The 17,465-nt window shown below is 57.0% G+C and carries 14 protein-coding genes and 1 riboswitch; of the genes, 4 read left to right on the forward strand and 10 right to left on the reverse strand.

Annotated features, from left to right (window positions below; all coding sequences use genetic code 11):
- Positions 1-58: 58 nt before the first annotated feature.
- Positions 59-1,978 (reverse strand): putative bifunctional diguanylate cyclase/phosphodiesterase, encoded by a 1,920-nt coding sequence (locus tag ACFPLB_RS13310; protein WP_378230390.1) that lies wholly within the window; start codon positions 1,976-1,978, stop codon positions 59-61.
- A gap of 47 nt (positions 1,979-2,025) precedes the next feature.
- Between ACFPLB_RS13310 and ACFPLB_RS13315 the strand changes: the two genes are divergently transcribed.
- Positions 2,026-2,202: a hypothetical protein gene (locus ACFPLB_RS13315; RefSeq protein ID WP_378230392.1), complete on the forward strand. Its 177-nt coding sequence runs from the start codon at positions 2,026-2,028 to the stop codon at positions 2,200-2,202.
- A gap of 2 nt (positions 2,203-2,204) precedes the next feature.
- Here ACFPLB_RS13315 and ACFPLB_RS13320 read toward each other — a convergent pair whose 3' ends face one another.
- The 5 genes from ACFPLB_RS13320 to thiB all read right to left on the reverse strand — a co-directional run bounded on the left by ACFPLB_RS13320 (position 2,205) and on the right by thiB (position 7,519).
- The gene (locus tag ACFPLB_RS13320) at positions 2,205-2,405 is read right to left on the reverse strand and encodes a hypothetical protein (protein WP_378230394.1); all 201 of its coding nucleotides are present in this window, start codon (positions 2,403-2,405) and stop codon (positions 2,205-2,207) included.
- 85 nt (positions 2,406-2,490) lie between these two features.
- Positions 2,491-3,942, reverse strand: coding sequence for a M48 family metalloprotease (locus tag ACFPLB_RS13325; protein WP_378230490.1), 1,452 nt, complete (start codon positions 3,940-3,942; stop codon positions 2,491-2,493).
- A 204-nt stretch (positions 3,943-4,146) separates the two neighbouring features.
- Entirely contained in the window at positions 4,147-4,884 is a 738-nt protein-coding gene (gene thiQ, locus ACFPLB_RS13330) for a thiamine ABC transporter ATP-binding protein (RefSeq protein WP_378230396.1), read from the reverse strand.
- Positions 4,881-6,548: a thiamine/thiamine pyrophosphate ABC transporter permease gene (gene thiP / locus ACFPLB_RS13335; RefSeq protein ID WP_378230398.1), complete on the reverse strand. Its 1,668-nt coding sequence runs from the start codon at positions 6,546-6,548 to the stop codon at positions 4,881-4,883. Before thiP ends, thiQ begins: the two co-directional genes overlap by 4 nt.
- Entirely contained in the window at positions 6,524-7,519 is a 996-nt protein-coding gene (gene thiB, locus ACFPLB_RS13340) for a thiamine ABC transporter substrate binding subunit (protein ID WP_378230400.1), read from the reverse strand. The genes thiP and thiB overlap by 25 nt, the downstream gene beginning before the upstream one ends.
- Positions 7,520-7,562: 43 nt before the next feature.
- Positions 7,563-7,679: riboswitch (TPP riboswitch) on the reverse strand.
- 85 nt (positions 7,680-7,764) lie between these two features.
- Here thiB and ACFPLB_RS13345 point away from each other — a divergent pair.
- Positions 7,765-8,409: a thiamine diphosphokinase gene (locus ACFPLB_RS13345; RefSeq protein WP_378230402.1), complete on the forward strand. Its 645-nt coding sequence runs from the start codon at positions 7,765-7,767 to the stop codon at positions 8,407-8,409.
- Between the two features lies 1 nt (position 8,410).
- A complete protein-coding gene (locus tag ACFPLB_RS13350; protein WP_378230404.1) occupies positions 8,411-10,228 on the forward strand; it encodes an ABC-F family ATP-binding cassette domain-containing protein in 1,818 nt (605 codons plus the stop codon).
- Between the two features lie 15 nt (positions 10,229-10,243).
- Here the strand turns inward: ACFPLB_RS13350 and ACFPLB_RS13355 are convergent, their stop codons facing one another.
- Both ACFPLB_RS13355 and ACFPLB_RS13360 read right to left on the reverse strand, forming a co-directional pair.
- Positions 10,244-11,860 carry a hypothetical protein gene (locus ACFPLB_RS13355; protein WP_378230406.1) on the reverse strand — a complete coding sequence of 539 codons (1,617 nt, stop codon included), beginning with the start codon at positions 11,858-11,860 and terminating at the stop codon, positions 10,244-10,246.
- A 69-nt stretch (positions 11,861-11,929) separates the two neighbouring features.
- Positions 11,930-13,225, reverse strand: coding sequence for an adenylosuccinate synthase (locus tag ACFPLB_RS13360; RefSeq protein WP_378230408.1), 1,296 nt, complete (start codon positions 13,223-13,225; stop codon positions 11,930-11,932).
- A gap of 252 nt (positions 13,226-13,477) precedes the next feature.
- Between ACFPLB_RS13360 and ACFPLB_RS13365 the strand changes: the two genes are divergently transcribed.
- Positions 13,478-14,377 carry a DMT family transporter gene (locus ACFPLB_RS13365; protein WP_378230411.1) on the forward strand — a complete coding sequence of 300 codons (900 nt, stop codon included), beginning with the start codon at positions 13,478-13,480 and terminating at the stop codon, positions 14,375-14,377.
- 13 nt (positions 14,378-14,390) lie between these two features.
- Here the strand turns inward: ACFPLB_RS13365 and serA are convergent, their stop codons facing one another.
- Positions 14,391-15,992: a phosphoglycerate dehydrogenase gene (gene serA, locus ACFPLB_RS13370; protein ID WP_378230492.1), complete on the reverse strand. Its 1,602-nt coding sequence runs from the start codon at positions 15,990-15,992 to the stop codon at positions 14,391-14,393.
- A gap of 77 nt (positions 15,993-16,069) precedes the next feature.
- Positions 16,070-17,245 carry a phosphoserine transaminase gene (locus tag ACFPLB_RS13375; RefSeq protein ID WP_378230413.1) on the reverse strand — a complete coding sequence of 392 codons (1,176 nt, stop codon included), beginning with the start codon at positions 17,243-17,245 and terminating at the stop codon, positions 16,070-16,072.
- Positions 17,246-17,465 lie beyond the last annotated feature (220 nt).

Genomic DNA, 17,465 nt, shown 5'->3' on the forward strand with positions numbered 1-17,465 from the left:
CTCTTTGAATGAGCATCGGAATTATCCAAAAACCGATTCCACTTTTTGGTCCGATGCTCTAAGAAAGATCATCATCCGAGACTGAAAACTGTCGTAAGGCCAGAGCCTCTTCAATCGGCAGGGCAGGCGAAAACAGGTAGCCTTGCGCGTTGACGCAGCCCATGGATTGCAAGATGCGGGCCTGTTCGCAGGTTTCGATACCTTCGGCTGTTACCTCTATATTGAGTGTTTTGGCCAGATCGATAACGGCCTTGACCAGCAGACGGTTTTCGGGGGTTCCGGCAAGATCAACGGTAAAGCTGCGGTCAATCTTGATCCGGGACAAGCGATGATCCTTGAGTGAGGCAAGCGAGGAAAAGCCGGAGCCAAAATCATCAAGGGCGATGGAAATGCCTGCTTTTGCCAAATATGTCAGCTTTTCCTGAAGATGCTCGCTATCGACAGGTGCTTCTTCGGTAATTTCGATTTCCAGCATCGAGGATGGCAGGCCATGCGCCTCAAGTCCGTCAAGGATCAGGGTATCGATGTCGGGGGCTTCAAGTTCGCGCGGCGAGATATTGATGGCAACGCGAATATCGGACCGCCCCTGATGGCGCAGCCTTTTTATCATGGTGCAGGCGTTTAAAAAGACTGTTTTGGTCAAAACCGGCAACAGGCCGGTGACATGTGCAGCGGTGATGATTTCAGGCGGGGCGATCGATCCATGGTCAGGGTGGTGCCAGCGCAGCAGGCTTTCAAAGCCGATGACCTTGCCGTTTTCCAAGCGGATGACCGGCTGATACCAGTTTTGTAGCTGGTCTGTTTCCAGGGCTGCCTTCAGATCGCGTTCAATACATTGCTGGCGACCGAAACTTGTTTCGAGCTCGGCGTTGAACATATAAAACTGGTTGCGGCTGTGGCGCTTGGCGGCATGGAGGGCATATTCAGCGCGCAACAGCATATTGGTCAGATCGGTCTCCGGCGTTACATAAATGCCGATGGAAGCCCCCAGGTGAACGGAACTGATACCCTTATAGGGACAGGAAAGAGAGGCAATGATCCGGCGCGCCAGTTCTTCAGGTTCGGGTGATTGACCATCTACCAGCACCAGCGCAAATTTATCGCCGCCTACACGGGCCAGAATGGGGCTGGCAGGAGCCTCGGTTTCGACCCGGTTTGCGATTTTGGCCAGCAGCTTGTCGCCGATACGGTGGCCATAGGCATCATTGACAGATTTGAACCCGTCCAGACCGATCAGCATGACGGTGAAGAGACTGTTTCCGACGGGGTCCAGCGATTTGACCGCCTGTTCCAGTCCACGACGGTTGAGCAATCCGGTCAGCGGGTCTTCCCGCGATTTTTTCTCCATCTCGGAGGCGTGTTGCCTGGCCTCGTATTTGAGGCGGCTTATTTCCCGAAAGCGGGTCTGGCCAAGAAAGGAGCTTTTCGTCATCCCGATGAAGAAGAGCAAGGTTGCGGCGGCCATCACATAGCTACCGGTGCCGCCATTCAAGATCATATACACTATAATCGTCAGCAGTGGCGGGGATATGAACAGGATCGGCAATGCAGCATAACAGCCGCTATAAGATACAGAACCTGCCGAAACGCCTGTCAGGATCAGAAGATAGACAGGCGCTTCAGGAGATGTGAAGCCTTGTGCCAGAACGGCGACATATGCCCATATGATACCCGCTGACAGCGCCAGCAGCTTATAGCTGTTGAGCCATTTGTTCAAAGAGTGCAGGTCAGCCTGCTCAAGCGCTTCTGCCTGGGGCTGCTTCAGCGCCAGAAAGATGCGTGTGCCATTGATGATATTGATGAGCACAAACCATAGCACGACATCCCAGGCAAAATCCGAGATGAATGTGGTGATGACGATCAGCAGCGACAAGATTGTGCTGATGGGCATTGAAATGAGCAGGCTGCTGCGCAGATCGGTAAGCTGATCGCGGAGAATGCCTGTTTCTACTCCGGTCTGTTTGCTCCGAAACGGCATCGTGCCCCTGAGGTTTGAAATTTGCTGTCGGGTCGTAGGGTCAGGATTTGATCAAATTAACAGGTCCTGACCCTAAGCAGACGAATTTCTTATTAAGGCGTAGCTTACACTCCATTGCAAGCGGGCAGAAGATGAAAAGTGGCGAAAATATGTTTTTGTCGGGGAAAATTTCTTTGAGCAAGAAGCAGCAGCGCCAGGTTGCCGCCATCTGCATTCAAAAATGAGCTCAGACCGGGTCTGAAAGCGTGTTTTCAATGGCTGCGATATTCAGTTCCAGATAAGCAACACGCTGGATCGTGCTGTTGCTGGGCAGGGAGCCGCTTGTGGCTGCTGCCAGCAACAAACTTGCCTGTTCCTTGCGCAGAGATTGCGACAAGGCTTCCAGTTGGGATTTTTCTTCATTGGTCATAGTGATGCGTATAGCCATATGGAGGCTGCCGCTCAAGCTGCCTGCCACCCAAAACCGGCAAGTTCATTACATAAAGGGTTAATTTTGCTGAAATTTACCCCGATTACCTGTCGGTGACGATTTTAACCTTGTCCCCGGCTGAAAGTGCAGCCCCCGGTCCAAGCGCATTGAGAACCCGAAACAGGTCGAGCTTGCGATCAACGCCCACCATCTGTGCAGCCAGCGTGCCCATGGTCTGGCCGGGTTTGACAGTGACGACTTTGATCCGCAGCGGCTGGAGCGCATTTTTTTCAGCCTGTGTCAGAAGGCGAAAAGAGCTGCTGACGGACTGCGCCACGCTGCCAAGAGCGGTGCTGGCTGCCGGGGCTGCAGTCAACAGCCGGTAAACCTGATTGCCGGCGCGGATGACGGTGACATCAAATTGCCAGCCTTCAGCGCGCGCTTTGGCATTTGCTGCCGGATTGCCGTTGATGGTTGTCTCTTGCACACTGGATGCGTCAAGCCCTGCCACCCAGCCGCTGCGGATATAGTCTGCCAGTGAGCGACCGGGGTCGAGGGCAACACCATCAAAGCGAACGGCCATATCGCCCGGCCCGGTTGCCGTGACAGCCGCTGCCGTGTTGTCAATCATGAAGCCGTCGGGGACTGAAAATGAAATGCCGAGCTTCGGGTGCAGAAAATCATTGCCGCGCACATAGCCTTCTTCGGGCGTGTCGCCAAAAAGCAGGCCGTCAATACCGGCAAGGTAGCTGTCGCGGTCGCGTGTGCCGACGCCGGGCTGGCCGAATTGACGGGCATGGCGCAAGGCCAGTTCAATGCGCTGCGGTGTGTTGGGGTGTGTGGCCAGAAAGTCGAGGCTGGCATCGGTTGCCCCGGTGACAGATCGAAAATCCGTATAAGCCGACATGGATTGCAGGAAGCGGCTGGAGGCATAAGGATCATAACCTGCCTCGCCCAGTGATTTGATGCCGATGACATCGGCTTCCAGTTCCTGATTGCGCGAGAACTGGGCAAGGCGCAATTTGCCGCGAATAAGTGCGGCCTTGGCGGCAGGGTTGTCGCCCAGCACGTCGGCGACGACCTTGGTGGCAAGTCCTGCCTCGGCTTCCAGCCGTTGCCGCTGCAAGCCGTGATTGGCGGTGACATGGCCCATTTCATGGGCGACCACGGCTGCAAGTTCTGACGAATCATTGGCCAGCGCCAGAAGGCCGCGGGTGATGTAGAGATAGCCGCCCGGCAGCGCAAAGGCGTTGACATTGGGTGAGTTTAAAATGGTGATGCGGTAATTCTGGCCCGGATTGGCCGAAACCGTGGTCAGGCTGCCAATGACCTTGGCCACCATGCGCTCCAGCTTCGGGTCGGAATACTCCCCGCCATAAGTGGCCAGAATGCGCGGGTGCTGGGCGCGCGCCAGTTCGCTCAGCTTGTTATTGGCGGTGACATTGTCCACGGTGACCGGCTTTGTGGAAGGCCGGAAGGCGGATTCCTGCATATCAGGCGGCACGATGGCCTGACAGGCGCCCAGTGCTGAAGCTGTCAGGGCCAGCATCAGCATCTGCAGCGAAAATGGCTTTCGGTCAGGCTTCAGAGCGGGCAACAGCGGGATTTCCTTCCTCAACCGGGATCAGCAAGATTTACAGCAATAGACAGGGTCTGCCGTGATTCGACCGATCCTGCCATAGTTTCTGACGTTTCCATGATGCTAAATTATGTCTGTAATACGGGCAAACAGTCCAGCCGGAGTATTTTATCTGCAAGATCAACCGGCTTGTTGTGTGCCTATATAGCGCTGGAAAGCCTCTGGACCAGCCTTGCTGAAGAAATCCTGCACCGGGCCCTGCGCCACGACATGGCCGGTCTCGATGAAAATCATGTCATGTGAAATACGTTGCGCATCCTCGGGCTGGTGGGTGACGAACAGCACGGTCATGGCGCGTTCCTTTTGCAAGGCGGCAACGAGATCCAGCATATCTTCGCGCAAGGCAGGCCCAAGTGAGGCGAAAGGCTCGTCCAGCAGCAGCACGGGGCGCTCACGCACCAGAACCCGCGCCAGCGCCACCCGCTGGCGCTCGCCGCCTGAAAGTTCGCCGGGCAGCCGCTTGTTCTTGGCCTCCAGTCCGGTGCGCGCCAGCGCGTCAATGATTGCAGCATGGTCTGCCTTGGTCAGGCGCAGGGAAGGGGAGCGACCCAGCCCGACATTTTGCTCGACATTCAGATGCGCAAACAGGTTGTTTTCCTGAAACACCATCGAGACCGGCCGCCGGGCCGGACTGTCATGGGTGACATTCCTGTTCCCGATCAGAATATGACCGGAAGCAGGCTTTTCAAAACCGGCAACAAGATTGAGCAGCGTGGATTTGCCTGATCCGCTCGGCCCCATAATGGCGGTGACATGGCCTGCCCGACAGGTGACGTCAAATGAAAATACACCCTCGCCATAGCTGAAAATCACCTTGTCCAGCTGCACTTCAGCGGGAGAGGAGGCAGAAGATTTCATGGCCGTTTTTCCCTTTGCCAGGCGGGCGCCAGCCTGGCAGACATAAACATGAGCGCCAGACAGGCCAGCCCCAGAATGAGCGCCAGCCCTGCCGCATCGCTGGTGCGGTAACTGCCCATGCGCTGCAATAAAAGATAGGGCAGGGTCTGCACCGCATCTGAGCCGAAAAGTGCAATCACACCAAGATCGCCCAGTGACAGCGCCATGGCAAAAGCCGCAGCCGTCGTCATTGGCCGGCGCAGCACCGGCCAGTCGATCAGCCGAAACCGCACCCAGCCAGCAATGCCAAGCTGGGCACATAAACGCTCATGGCGCGCACTTGCCGCATCATGGGCAGGGCGGATGGCTCGGATGGCAAAGGGCATGGCCATCACCGCATTGACGGTGATGACCAGTATCGGGGCAAGCGCAAACACATCAGCCACATGGCGCAGCAGGATGAACCAGCCAGCGCCAATGACAATGGGCGGCACCACCAGCACGAAGCTGGCACCTGTATCGGTGGCATAGTGCAGCAATGGGTGGCGCGCATGGGCAGGGTGTTCCAGCGCCTGTCGAGCCATTACCAGCGCCAGGGACAGGCTGGCCGCCAGCAGTGCGGACAGCATGGCCAGAACAAGGCTGGTAAGGGTTGCGCGTTGCACGGCAGGGTCCATGACAAGACGGCCAAGATCTGCTTGCAAGCCAGCCGCCACCATGGCCGCCATTGGCCCGGCAACAAACAGCACCGCCAGCAGGATCAGGACGCTGTTGAAGACTGTTTCGCTGGTTGCCGTGACAATAAAACGGCGCGGGGCAACGGAAAGATTGATTTGCGCCTGTGTATTGGTGCCCAGCCTTGCCAGCACAAAGACGATGGCAAGCGTCAGGGCCACCTGCAATGCGGTCAGCACAACGGCCCGGGCCGGGTCGAAATCAAAGCGCAATGCCTGATAGATCGCCACTTCCAGCGTGGTGGCGCGCGGGCCGCCGCCCAGTGTCAACACGATGGTGAATGAGGTGATGCACAGCATGAACACCAGCCCGGCAATACCCGGCAGCGCCTGCCGCAGCCTTGGCCATTCAATCAGCCGGAAACTGGCAAAAGCACCCATGCCAAGCTGGCTGGCCAGCCGCCATTGATCTGTGGGAACGGTTTGTAATGCTTCGACAAACAGACGTGTGGCCAGTGGCAGGTTGAAAAACACATGGGCAACCAGAATGCCGGAAAGTCCATATATGCCCGGCCATTCTCCAGCGCTGAATGTTGAAAAAAGCCCGGCAAAATAACCGGAACGACCATAAAGGGCGAGCACGCCAAGGGCTGCGACAAGGGAGGGCAGCGCCAGAGGCACGGCAAAAAGTTGCAGGATCAGCCCGCGCCCCGGAAAATCGGGAAAGCGCGTCAAGGCCCGCGCCACCAGCAGGGCAGGCGCAATCGATAGCAGGGTGGAAAGGAGCGCCTGCCACAATGTGAAGCGGGCAACCCTGATCATATAGGGATCAAAGGCAGCAAGCGCGCCTGAAAAATCCTGCACACCCTCAAGCGCCAGACCGGCAAAAGCCCCGCCAATCAGCGTTGAAATTGCGGCAAGTGCGACAAGCCCGGCAAGAATGCGCGGATTGCCTGTTATGGACGAGATTTTGCTGGCCAAGCTGGCTACCTGCTCATCACGCCCAGCCATTCATCGACCCAGGCTTTGCGATTGTCGGCTACTTCCCGAGGGGTAAATTGCAAGGTTTTGGCCGGTTTCACCAGACGGTCAAAGGTGGGGTCAAGCGGTGTGCTGGTTTTTCCCGCCGGATACATCCACTGGGTTTGCGATACCGTATCCTGAAAGCCCGGTCCGGTCATGAAGGCAAGAAACTGTTGTGCCAGCGGATTTTTGGCGCCGGTCAGGGTCATGCCCGCGACCTCGACCTGAAGATAATGGCCATCGGAAAAACCGGCCGCCTGATAGCGGTCGGACTTGTCGGCAATCATGTGATAGGCAGGCGAGGTGGTGTAAGACAAAACCATTGGCGCTTCGCTCTTGGTGAACAGCCCGTAAGCCTCACTCCAGCCGGGCGTTACCGTCAATATGCGGGTTTTCAGCTTTTCCCATGCCGCATCTGCCTCATCGCCATAGATGGCGCGTACCCACAAAAGCAACCCCAGCCCCGGCGTTGAGGTGCGCGGGTCCTGAATGATGATTTTTTGTGCCGGGTCGCCTTCAACCAGTTCTTTCATGCTGGCAGGCGGGACGGGCAGTTCTTGCGTGTCATAGACCACGGCGAAATAACCATAGTCGTAAGGTAAAAAAGTTGCATCAGACCAGCCGCCGGGAATGTTTGTTTCCATCGTCAGGCCATGGGGCGCAAACAAATTGGTCGCTTGCGCTTCCGCCACAAGATTGGTGTCGAGACCGAGCACAATGTCGGCTTTGGTGGAGGTCCCTTCAAGTTTGAGCCGGTTGAGCAGGGCAACGCCATCGGCCACCGAAATGAAATCAACCTCGCAGCCACATTCAGCTTCAAAATTTTTCTTCACCTGCGGGCCGGGACCCCACTCAGCGGTAAAACTGTCATAAGTGTAGATGGTGAGCTTGTCTTGCGCTGCGGCCGGAGTTGTCGCCAGCAATGTGGCGGACAGGATGGATAATAAAACTGTGCGCATCAACGCCTCCTTAAGGTGGTTTTGAAGGGGCTGAGGCACCGACTGTCCGGCAGCTTCTAATCCCTCCGCCGGTGCAAACCGGATCAGGTTCAGCGGGTTGGCGTGTGACGCCTCTCAGCCGGGCCGCAAATGATTGCGTCCGGCACCCCGTTAGAGCGTTTTACAGATAGGTTGCCCGCTTCAGGCAAGCAAGAGCATTGCTGCATCTTTCGTTCCAGTGATGGGACTGCTAAGGGGCTTGGATCATGAGCCAATATACAATCCTTCTGGGTGGAGAACTTGTCCGCACCCCTGCACTTGATCGCCAGATTGCGGGAAGCCGCATTATTGCCGCCGATTCCGGCATTCAACATGCGCACACCCTTGGCCTTGTGCCCGAACTTTGGGTGGGGGATTTTGATTCTGCACCCGCATTATTGCCACCACATCTAAATTCAGTGCCCAAACGCAGCTTTCCCGTGGATAAGGACAGCACGGATGGGGAACTGGCCGTTGAAATTGCGCTGGAAAAGGGGGCGATCCGGCTGGTTCTGGCAGGCGCCTTTGGCGGTGCGCGTACCGATCACGCCTTTTTGCATCTGGCGCTGGGCTTGCGGCTGGCTGAAAAAGGCATCGATGTGTTGCTGACCAGCGGCACACAGGAGGGCCGACCCTTGTCGCGCGGGTGTTCGACATTTGACTATGCCAAAGGCACGTTGTTTTCGATCCTTGGCTTTTCAGACCTTGCCGGCCTTAGTGTGCGCGGCGCCAAATGGGAACTGGCGGCAGTCAATGTGCCGTTTGGCTCATCACTGACCATGTCGAATGAGGTTTTGAGCCAGTTGACCATTGAACTGGAGCAGGGCTGCGCCATGCTGCTTGCCCATCCATTGCCTGAACAGGGAGGCTGATATGGCCCCGCCGCTTCTCAACCTTGCCGGTGTTTACCTTAGCTTTGGCGGCACGCCGCTGCTTGATGGCGCTGATTTTGCCGTTGGTCCGGGCGACCGCATCGCGCTCGTGGGGCGCAATGGATCAGGCAAATCGACATTACTGAAGATTGCAGCCGGGCTTGCCGAAGCGCAGGATGGCGAGATTTTCCGTCAGCCGACCGCCACCATTCGCTATCTGCCGCAAGCGCCTGACATGGAAGGTTTTGCCACGGTGCGTGGCTATGTCGAGGCGGGGCTTGGGCCTGCCGATGATCCATATCGCGCCACCTATCTTCTGGAGCATCTGGGCCTGACCGGTGAAGAAAATCCGGCCGAGCTTTCGGGTGGTGAGGCGCGCCGCGCTGCCCTTGCCCGCGTCATGGCGCCTGAGCCTGATATCTTGTTGCTGGATGAGCCGACCAACCATCTGGATCTGAATGTTATCGAATGGCTGGAAGAAGAACTGATCCGTTCATCTTCGGCGCTGGTGGTGATTTCGCATGATCGCCGTTTTCTGGAGCGGGTGTCACGCGCCACTATCTGGCTGGATCGCGGCCAGACCCGCCGCCTTGATCGGGGTTTTGCGCATTTTGAGGAATGGCGTGACAAGATTTTGGAGGAAGAAGAGCGCGAACAGCACAAGCTTGGCCGTCAGATCGTGCGTGAAGAGCACTGGCTGCGCTATGGTGTGACCGCCCGGCGCAAGCGCAATGTGCGCCGCCTTGGTGAATTGCAGGCGCTGCGCCAGCGCCATCGCAGCCACAGGGGGGCGGAAGGAACTGCAACCATGGTTGCCAGTGACGCTGCCGAATCCGGCAGGCTGGTGATTGAGGCAAAATCCATCGCCAAGAGCTTTGGCGATCTTAATGTGGTCAGTGATTTCTCCACCCGCATCCAGCGAGGTGACCGCATCGGACTGGTCGGGCCTAACGGGGCTGGCAAGACCACGCTTTTGAAAATGCTGACGGGTGAGCTTGCGCCCGATTCCGGCACTGTGCGGCTTGGGGTCAATCTGGAGATCGCCACGCTTGACCAGAAACGTGAGGCGGCTGACCCGAATGAGACATTGGCCCATTATCTGACCGATGGGCGGGGCGAGAGCCTGATCGTCAATGGCGAGCAGCGCCATGTCGCGTCCTATATGAAGGATTTTCTGTTCAGGCCGGAGCAGGCACGCACGCCGGTGCACAAATTGTCGGGCGGTGAACGCGCCCGTTTGCTGCTGGCGCGGGTGTTGTCGCGCCCTGCCAATCTTCTGGTGCTGGACGAGCCGACCAATGATCTTGACATGGAAACGCTGGAATTGTTGCAGGAACTGGTGGCGGGCTTTGCTGGTACGGTCATTCTTGTCAGCCATGACCGCGATTTTCTTGACCGCACTGTCACCAGCGTGATTGTGCCCGATGGTGAGGGGCGCTGGATCGAATATGCCGGGGGGTATTCCGACATGCTGGCGCAGCGCGGGGCCTCTAAGCTGGAAGATCGCAAGCAACGCTCACGCACTGTCGCAGATGAGGAAAAATCGGCTGGAAAACAGCCAGAGCCAGGCAAGGCCATATCCAGAAAACTGTCTTTCAAGCAGAAATTTGCGCTGGAAAACCTGCCCAAAAAGATCGAGGCGGCAACAGAGGCAATCAATCGGCTGGAAGACAAAATCGCCGATCCTAATTTTTACGAGCGTGATCCGGCAGGCTTTCAAAAGACCATTGCGGCGCTCGACAAGGAGCGGACGGATCTTGCCGCCTTTGAGGAAGAGTGGCTGGAACTGGAAATGCTGCGTGAGGAACTCGAAGCCTGATCCTCGGCTGTCATTTCACTCTGCCGTCTTTTCCTGCCAGGCCTTGATTGCCTCATCAAACACCTTGTCGCCTGGAATGCCTTTTTCCATGGTCAGCAAAGCGCGGCGTCCCGATTTATAGATGACGGGAATATCGATCCATTCCCGATTGCGAAAGAGCGCCATATTGGCATCTTCATCGGCCTTGGTGTCATTGAGCGCCACCAGAAAATAGCCATCGGCAATTTTGGCCGGAACGCCAATCAGCGGGCTGCCCGCATCCTGCTCGGCGCTCTTGAAGGCAATCCGTAACAGCCCGTCAATGCCGCCGCCCTCGAAGTCGGTGGGGGTCAGGAAAATCATTTCAATGATATGGCTGGCCGGAAGCGTGGTGTCGGCATTGCGGCGGATGGTCATGCGAAGCTGCACATCCTTGCCGGGGATTTGCACCTCAGCGCGAATGGCGGGTTCAGGTGGCTCATCGCCACCGGGTGATTCCTGTACCAGCGACCATACGGTGTTGCCCGATTCTGCCGAGCCTTGCGCCAGATTGGTGCGCTCTTCGTAGTAGATGGCCTTCTGGCCGACAGCAACGCCCGATTGTGCGCTTTGTGTGTTCTGGTCCTGTGCCGCAGATGGGCCTGCGCCGGGGGCTGCGGTTGGAGGGGGCGTGGTCAGCGCCACGACAGAGGAGCCTTCGCCAATGGAACTGCCACCACCGGCAGGGCCGGGATCGGTCTCTTCGCCGCTGGGCAGCAGGCGCTGCGTGAATTTTTGCGAGGCTTCACCGTTGGGTTCGATCGGGGCGGGTTCGACCGGGGCTGGCCCGGCAGATGGATCGGCTGCTGCCACGTCTTCACCGGGCGGCACTTCTACCGGTGTGACGGTTGTCGGTTCCGGTTCGCCGCTATCGCTGCTGGCAAACATGTCGCCAATGGCATCCTTGTTGTACCATGCGCCATAGCCGCCAGCGGCCAGCACAGCCAGCGCGACAAGCGCCGTTATCAGCCCCTTGTGGCTGCGCCGTTCCTCTTCATCCTGTTCGGTTTCGATATCTGGCAGGCGATCGAAAGCATCATCGGCATCATCTGTCTCATCCAGCCCGCCTGTCGGTGAATGGCCAAAGTCCGGTTCTGATTCTGGAGCCGGATCGTGGTTGAATTCAGGGCCAAGCGGCTCCTGCCGCGTTTGAGCGTCTACAGGCGGCTCCTGCCGCGTTTGGGCATGTAAGGGTTTGTCAGCTTCCGGCCCGGTCCGTTCTGCGGCGCTTTCAGCAACAGGGTGCACAGGCTCTACCGGGGGAGCTTCTACCGAAGGAGGCGGGGCAGGCGTAACCGTCACATTCGGAGAAGGAGCGGCATGGCTTGGCTGGTTCTTGTTGCGGTCAATGGACGAAAACAGGCTTTCCAGCTCTGCCAGCGGGTCGTCGCCGGTGGGCTGTGGCGGTGCATATTCACCCTCCACGGTGACAATAGCGTCTTCCAGTGCTTTTTTCTGGCGCTCAACAAGGGCTGCGGGCGGCTGCGGGTCAAGGGCTGCCAGCCTGGCCGCGATGGTGGTGCGGGCCTTGTCATAGACCCTTGCCCGCATTTCGGGCGTTGTCTCGCCAAGACCACCCAGCGTCTTTTTCAGAACCGCAACGAAATCTGCCATGCTTCAAGTTGACCTGTTTTTCAATTACGACGGGCGCACTATTCAGTTCCACCCGTCGCACGGGTATAGTTAATCTTGAAACGGGTCGGTCACAAGTATCGTGTCGTCCCGTTCCGGGCTGGTGGAAAGCAGCGCCACCGGCGCGCCGATCAGTTCTTCAATGTGGCGCACATATTTAACGGCCTGCGCGGGCAACTCGTTCCAGCTGCGTGCACCGGCAGTGGTTTTCTTCCAGCCTTCCAGTGTTTCATAAATGGGCTCTACCCGCGCCTGTGCGCCCTGACTGGCCGGCAGATAGTCGATTCTTTCACCATCGAGCATATAGCCGGTGCAGACCTTGATCTCATCAAGCCCGTCAAGCACATCGAGCTTGGTAAGAGCAATGCCCTTGATGCCGTTAACAGCAACAGCCTGACGCACCAGAACCGCATCAAACCAGCCGCAGCGGCGCTTGCGACCTGTTACTGTGCCGAATTCATGGCCATGTGTACCAAGAAAATGGCCGATTTCGTTGTCCTGCTCAGTCGGGAAGGGGCCTTCACCAACGCGGGTGGTATAGGCTTTGGTAATGCCCAGCACATAGCTGAGCGCTCCCGGTCCGATGCCTGAACCAGCGGCTGCCTGCCCGGCCACCGTGTTGGAGGAGGTAACAAATGGATAGGTGCCGTGGTCAATGTCGAGCAGCGTGCCTTGTGCGCCTTCAAACAGGATGCGCTCGCCTGCCTTACGGCTGTCGTCCAGCACTTTCCAGACCCGGTCCATGTAGGGTAAAATATCGGCAGCAATCGAAGTCAGTTCCTGCATGATGGTCTCATGCGTCACTTCCGGGTGGCCAAGGCCCTTGCGCAAGGCGTTGTGGTGGGTCAGCAGGCGATCCACTTTTGCCGGCAGCGTGTCCATATCGGCCAGATCCATCACCCGCACCCCGCGGCGGCCGACCTTGTCTTCATAGGCAGGGCCGATGCCGCGCCGTGTCGTGCCGATTTTGGTGCCGGAATTGGAGGCCGCATCTTCGCGAAATCCGTCGAGTTCCCTGTGCAGGGACAGGATCAGCGCGGTGTTTTCAGCAATTTTCAGGTTGTCAGAGGTAATGTCGATGCCCTGTTCGCGCAGCTTGCCCACTTCAGCCACAAAAGCATGCGGATCAAAGACCACGCCATTGCCAATGATGGACAGCTTGTTGCGCACAATGCCCGATGGCAGCAGTGACAGCTTGTAAACATTGCCGTCAATAACCAGCGTATGCCCGGCATTGTGCCCGCCCTGAAAGCGTACCACCACATCGGCGCGCTCCGACAGCCAGTCCACGATTTTGCCCTTGCCTTCATCGCCCCATTGCGAGCCGACCACCACCACATTGGCCATATTTTCTTCCCTTCTATCGGGCAACGCCAAGACACGCCCGTAAAATGACAGGCCTCTATAACGCCCTGAAACGCTATGTGCGACCTTTGTTTGCTTCTTTTGAGCATTTTGTGAGTACAGATGATTCCGCCTGTACTCACAAAATGCTCTAAGATGCATAACGCACAGTTATTTTACTTTGATCCTGATTTATCTGGCATAAAGCCAGATGACAACTTGGTCGGGACGCCATAAGCCGGGGCCTGCTATCAAATGCGACACAACGCCTATTTTTTGCTGGCTGCCGCCACACTGTTTTGGGCTGGAAATTCCGTAGCGGGTAAAATGGCCGTTGGTCATGTCTCGCCGATGTTTCTCAATGCCGTACGCTGGGCCTTGCTGCTGATCATCCTTGCCTTTGTCGGCCGTCGCGAAATTATGGCCGACTGGGCGGTTTTATGGCGGCATAAATGGTATTTGCTGCTTATGGGGGCAACCGGTTTTACCATTTTCAGTGTCGCGCTCTATAGTGCGCTGCTTTATACATCAGCCACCAATGCCAGCATCGAACAGGGTGGCATTCCGCTTCTGGTGTTTGTTTTCAGCTATCTGATTTATAAAACCCGCACAACGCTTGCCCAGCTTGGCGGGTTTATCGTGTCCTTTGCAGGGATTGTGCTTACCGCTACCCATGGCGAACCGGCCCGTATTCTGCAACTGGATGTGAATTTTGGCGATGGGCTGATGATTGTGGCGATCCTCACCTATGGGTTTTATACCGCTATACTTCGGCGCAAGCCACAGCTTCATTGGCTAAGCCTGATGACGGCATTATGTGCCAGCGCCCTGATCACCGCCTTGCCTTTTTTATGGATGGAGACAGCCGCCGGGGCACTGATTTTGCCTGACAGCCTTGGCTGGGCCATCATTGCCTATGTTACGCTGTTTCCGTCGCTGGTTTCGCACATTGCCTATATTAAGGGGGTGGAACTGATTGGCGCCAACCGTGCGGGCCTGTTTATCAATCTGTTGCCAATCTGGGGGGCGTTGCTGGCGGTGGCTCTTCTGGGTGAGCATTTTGAAGCCTATCACGCCATTGCGCTGGTGCTGGTGCTTTCAGGTGTGCTGATTGCCGAATATGATGGACGCCGCCAAACGGCGCCCATCAGGTGAAATCAGGTCAGAATTAAAGCTCGTTGACATCGAATTGCAGCGGTTTGGCTGAATCGATTGCTTCATGGGCGCGCACTTGCGCCAGCACATTTTCAGGGAACGGACCATCGAGATAAAGCAGGGCGATGGCATCGCCGCCCGGGCGGTCGCGGCCCAGTGCAAAATTGGCGATATTGACGTTGTTCTTGCCGCACAAGGTTCCCAGAAGGCCGATAATGCCCGGCGCATCGGAATTGGTGGTGTAGAGCATGTGGCGGCCCACTTCGGCATCGAGATTGATGCCCTTGATCTGGATGAAGCGCGGCTTGCCATCGGAAAAACAGGTGCCGGCAATGGCGCGCTGCCTGTGCTCGGTTTTCACCGTCAGCTTGATATAGCCGTCAAACACGCCGGATTTGTCGCGCTTGACCTCAGCCACGATGATGCCGCGCTCTTTGACCATGATCGGCGCAGACACCATGTTGACATCGGCCATTTGCGGGCGGATCAACCCGGCAAGAGCTGCACTGATCAAGGCCTTGGTGTTCATCTGGGCGGTGGAACCGTCAAACAGGATCTCGACTTCCTTGATCGGGTCGTCTGTCACCTGCCCGATGAAGGAGCCAAGCACTTCCGCCAGCTTCACAAAGGGTTTCAGGCGTGGCGCTTCTTCGGCAGTGATCGACGGCATGTTGATGGCGTTGGCAACCGCACCCTTGACGAGGTAATCGGACATTTGTTCGGCCACCTGAAGGGCGACATTTTCCTGAGCTTCGGATGTTGCTGCACCCAGATGCGGGGTGCACACCACATTTTTCATGCCAAACAGTGGATTGTCGGTTGCCGGTTCCGCTGCAAACACGTCAATGCCGGCCCCTGCCACCTTGCCGCTTTCCAGGGCGGCGATCAGATCGGCCTCAACGATCAGCCCGCCGCGCGCGCAATTGATGATGCGCACACCATCTTTCATCCTGGCAAGCGACCCCGCATTGATGATGTTGCGGGTCTTGTCGGTCAGCGGGGTGTGCAGGGTGATAAAGTCGGCACGGGCAAACAACTCGTCCAGTTCCACCTTTTCCACGCCCAGTTCTTCTGCCCGGCTTTCAGACAGGAACGGATCAAAAGCCACGACATGCATTTTCAGGCCAAGGGCGCGGGTGGCGACGATGGAGCCGATATTGCCGGCCCCGATAATGCCCAGCGTCTTGCCGGTGATTTCTACACCCATGAAGCGATTTTTTTCCCACTTGCCTTCATGGGTGGAGGCATTGGCCTCCGGGATCTGGCGGGCAACAGCAAACATGAGGGCTATGGCATGTTCGGCCGTGGTGATGGAGTTGCCGAAAGGCGTGTTCATCACAATGATGCCGCGGCGCGAAGCAGCCGGAATATCGACATTGTCAACGCCGATACCGGCGCGGCCTACAACCTTGAGTCTGGTTGCCGCAGCAATCAGCTTTTCCGTCACTTTTGTAGCGGAGCGAATGGCAAGGCCATCATATTGGCCAATGACTTGAAGCAGCTTTTCCTTGTCCTTGCCAAGATCGGGAAGATAATCGACCTCGATACCACGATCCTTGAAAATCTGCACGGCAGTGGGCGAAAGCTTGTCGGAAACGAGTACGCGGGGCGCCATCATGGCCTCCTTCGTCAAACAGAGTGAAAATAGGGAGAAAACCGGGCCGTCACCTTGGCTGACAGCCCTTCAATGGGTCAGGCAGAAGCCTTGAATGCAGCTTTTTGCTGGGCAAAGGCCCAGTCAAGCCACGGCATTAGCGCTTCAAGGTCAGATGTTTCAACCGTTGCCCCGCACCAGATGCGCAAACCCGGAGGCGCGTCACGATAATGGCTGATGTCATAGGCGACATTCTGCTTGTCGAGAAGTGTAACCATCCCCTTGGCAAAAGCGCTTTGGGCATCAATATCGAGTGCTGCAATTTCAGGGTCGATGATCGACAGGCATACAGATGTGTTGGAGCGCGTTGCCGGGTCGATAGCCAGATAACCGAGCCAAGTGGAGGCTGCCACAAACCGGTCAACCACCGCAAAATTGGCATCGGCGCGCGCCATCAGCGCCTCAAGCCCGCCGATACTTTGGGCCCAGTGCAGTGCGTCGAGATAATCTTCTACCGCCAGCATGGACGGCGTGTTGATAGTCTCGCCCTTGAAAATGCCTTCGATCAGCTTGCCATTCTTGGTCATGCGGAAGATTTTTGGCAGCGGCCATGAAGGCGTGTGGCTTTCCAGCCGCTCAACGGCGCGGGGCGACAGAATGAGCATGCCATGTGCGCCTTCGCCGCCCAGCACTTTTTGCCAGGAAAAAGTCACGACATCGAGCTTTGGAAAATCAAGAGGCTGAGCAAAGGCCGCAGAGGTGGCGTCGCATATGGTCAGCCCTTTCCGGTTGGCAGGAATGAAGCTGCCATCGGGCACACGCACCCCGGAGGTAGTGCCATTCCAGGTGAAGACAACATCGCGGTCGAAGTCGATTTGGGCAAGGTCCGGCAACTGGCCATAGGGTGCTTCAAATTTGCGCACATCTGGCAGTTTGAGCTGCTTGACGACATCGGTTACCCAGCCTGCGCCAAATGATTCCCAGGCAACCATGTCAACGCCTCGTGGTCCAAGCAGCGACCACAGCGCCATTTCAACCGCGCCGGTGTCGGAAGCAGGCACAATACCGATGCGATAATCGGCAGGCACTTGCAGAATTTCACGAGTCAGATCAATGGCCTGAGCAAGTTTGGTCTTGCCGATTTTAGCGCGATGCGAGCGTCCAAGCGGTGCATCATTGAGCGCCTCAGGTGACCAGCCGGGACGTTTGGTGCAGGGACCGGACGAAAAACGGGGATTGGCCGGACGTGTGTCCGGCAAAGGCAATGTGGTCATTTTGATCTATCCTTCCAGATAGCTGGCCCTTCGTTGGGGAAGGGTGGCCCACTGGTGGAAATATCGAAAGTCGCAGAAAGCCGCAATAGGCAAAATGCTCCAGAAGACCGGCGCTAGAGCATCGGACCAAAAAGTGGAATCGGTTTTTGGATAATTCCGATGCGCATTCAAAGAGTTAGAGCGTCCTTTGTGCGTCCGATAGGACGCACGGCGCTCTAAT

Source organism: Aquamicrobium segne (assembly GCF_042656785.1).
Classification (GTDB): domain Bacteria; phylum Pseudomonadota; class Alphaproteobacteria; order Rhizobiales; family Rhizobiaceae; genus Mesorhizobium; species Mesorhizobium segne.